The 3,063-nt window shown below is 59.5% G+C and carries 2 protein-coding genes; both read left to right on the top strand.

The annotated features are described in order from the left end of the window. Positions 1-305 precede the first annotated feature (305 nt). Complete coding sequence (locus tag VN887_14225) at positions 306-974, top strand: cytochrome c3 family protein (GenBank protein HXT41164.1); 669 nt, start codon at positions 306-308, stop codon at positions 972-974. Then, positions 971-3,063 (top strand): TAT-variant-translocated molybdopterin oxidoreductase (locus VN887_14230; GenBank protein HXT41165.1); only part of this gene is annotated, 2,093 nt, incomplete at its 3' end. The genes VN887_14225 and VN887_14230, both read left to right, overlap by 4 nt.

The following is a 3,063-nucleotide window of genomic DNA, read 5'->3' on the forward strand; positions in this document are numbered from 1 at the left end:
GCGTCGCGATCCCGAAATGATGGAGTCGTGTTTATTTCCTGCGAACAGCAACGCGCCTAATCCGGGTCATTAACCGGCGCGAAATCGTGAAAAATTTCACAAACTTTCTTGCCCGCGTCTGTGACGAGGATTAAACATGCCGTGCGGTTTCGGGATGCCTCTGATTTTGTCGTCGCGGTGCCAAAATATGGCCGGCGATAAAAAGCGTTGACGCTGGCGGGCTATTCGCAACAATCACCGGCTCGCGCGAAAAAAAGCTGTGTCCTGACCGCTTACCGGAACGGTTGCGCGAGCGAACAAACTAAATGTCGGACATCTTTCCAAAGTGGACGAACCGGCTTCCCCTTCAAATCGCCGTCGGCACTTTGCTCCTCGGCACCGCGTTGACCGCAGGTATGTGGTACTATTTCACTCCAAAATACACGCGGGTCGGCTATCAGCCCATTCAACCGGTCGCATTTTCACATGCGATTCACGTGGACCAGCTCGGCATGGATTGCCGGTATTGCCACAGCACTGTGGAGAAATCCTGGTATTCCAATGTTCCGTCCGCGTCCACCTGCATGAACTGTCACAATCAGGTTTTGAAGGACAGTTCCAAACTGGAGCTGGTTCGGGAAAGCGCGGCCACGGGCAAGCCGATTCCGTGGGTTCACATCCACAAGACTCCCGACTACGTGTACTTCAACCATTCCGTTCATGTGAACCGGGGCATCAGTTGCGTTGAGTGCCACGGACAGATCAACAAGATGGACGAGGTTTATCATGCGAAGCCGTTCAGCATGAGCTTCTGTCTGGACTGCCATCGCAATCCTGCGGCGCATGTGCGCCCACCCGACAAGATCACCGACCTGGATTGGAAGTGGAACGACGACCCGAAGATCGCCGCCGAATTGCAGAAGCAGAACGGCGATAAGTTCGTCCACGACTGGAAGGTCCAGTCGCTGCAAAGCTGTTCCACCTGTCACCGATGAGCAAAACCATTCCTCCAACCTGCCCGGAACCGGAGACCGGCCCGAAGTACTGGCGCAGCCTGGATCACCTGGCCGACACGGCGGAGTTTCGCCAGTGGGTGGAGCGCGAATTCCCGGCGGGCGCCAGCGAACTGACCGACCCGGTGACGCGGCGGCATTTCGTGAAGATCATGTCCGCGTCGTTTTTGCTGGCGGGTTTTGGTCTGAGCGGCTGTCGCCGGCCGGAGGAAAAGATTCTGCCGTTCGGCAAGGCGCCCGAAAACTTCATTCACGGCGCCCCGGAATTCTTCGCGACCGCCATGCCCACGCGCGGCACCGCCGTTCCACTGGTGGTCAAATCGAGTGACGGCCGACCGACCAAGATTGAGGGCAACGGGTTACACCCGGACAGCAACGGCGCTGCCGACCGTTACGCGCAAGCGTCCGTTCTGGATGTTTACGACCCCGACCGCGCGATGCGGTTCGTGAAGAACGGCAACACGGTGAGGCGCGAGGAAGCCCTGGATTTCCTGGGCGAGCTGTCGAAGAAGGCGCAGGGAGATGGAGGTCAGGGACTGTGTTTTTTGCTGGGGCGCAGCAGTTCGCCGTCCCGCGCGCGGCTGCAGAAACTTGTTGGTGACAAATTTCCGAAGGCGCGCTGGTTTGTCCACGAACCGGTGGATTTTGACATTCACCGCCAGGCGGCGGCGCTCGCGTTCGGCAAATCCGTCCGGCCATATTACAAACTCGACGAAGCAAAGGTCATCCTCTCGCTTGACTGTGATTTCATTGGCGGCGAAGAAGACGCCTACATCAATATCCGGCGTTTCATCAAAGGCCGGAAGGTTGAGAAACCGGCCGACTCGATGAACCGCCTTTACGTGGTCGAAGGGTTGTTCACGCTGACGGGCGCGAATGCAGACCATCGGTTGCGCGCGCCGGCAGGCGCAACGCTTGCCTTGGCGGCGCGTCTGGCGGGGGAGGTTCTCCGGCAGGGCGGCGCTTTGAGTGAGATGGGCGGAGTGCTGCAAACGCTCGGAGCGGGAACGCAGGCCAATGAAAAGTGGATCACCGAATGCGCAAAGGATTTGCGGGCAAACGCCGGCAACAGTCTGGTTCTTGCCGGTCAGCGCCAGCCCCTCGCGGTTCATCTTGTCGCCAACGCGCTCAACGTCGCCCTTGGCAATGTCGGCAAAACGGTCGTTTTCCTTGATTCGCCCGAGCCAAAAGAAGAAACGATTTTCGACCTCGCGGAGACGTTGAATGCGGGGCAGGTCGGGACGCTGGTGATTCTGGGCGGCAATCCGGTTTACAACGCGCCTGCGGATTTGAACTGGGCGCAGGCGCAGCGCAAGGCGAAGACGGTCGTTCGCCTCGGCTATTACGAGGACGAGACGTTTGCCGTGAGTGACTGGCATCTGCCGCTGGCCCATTACCTCGAATCGTGGGGCGACGCGCGCACGGCGGACGGCACACTCGTTCCGGTGCAACCGCTCATTGAACCGTTGTTCGGTGGCGTCCCGGAACTGGAAGTCCTCGCGAGAATTGGTGGCCTGGACACGATCAAGCCGCATGACATCGCTCGCGAAACGTATCGCGGCATCGCCGGCGACGGCGAAGACAACTGGAAACGATTCCTGCACGACGGTTTCCTGCCCGGCAGCGCGTCCAATCCGGTGGCAGTCCAGTTCGACGCGGCAGCTGCGGGGAAGGCGATTGGCACGGCAAAGTCCGCGCCGGCCCCGACCGCGGACTCGCTCGAAGTTATTTTCCATCGTGACTACAAACTGGACGACGGCCGTTACAACAACAACGGGTGGTTGCAGGAGCTGCCCGATCCGGTGACCAAGCTCGTCTGGGAAAATGTGATTTTGTTGAGCCCGACGACCGCGGACAACCTTGGCCTGCTCATCCACAACAACGAGAACAACAAGCTGTTCGTCCCCTTGGTTCGGATTCAACTCGATGGCCGCGAAATCGTGGGCCCGGTCTGGAAACAACCGGGCATGGCGGACAATGTCGTCGGCCTGGCGCTCGGTTATGGCCGTCAGAAGACGGGTCGCATCGGTCACGGTTCCGGCTACGATGCCTACCGCCTGCGCGCGACAAA

Origin of the sequence: Candidatus Angelobacter sp. (assembly GCA_035607015.1) — a bacterium.
Classification (GTDB): domain Bacteria; phylum Verrucomicrobiota; class Verrucomicrobiia; order Limisphaerales; family AV2; genus AV2.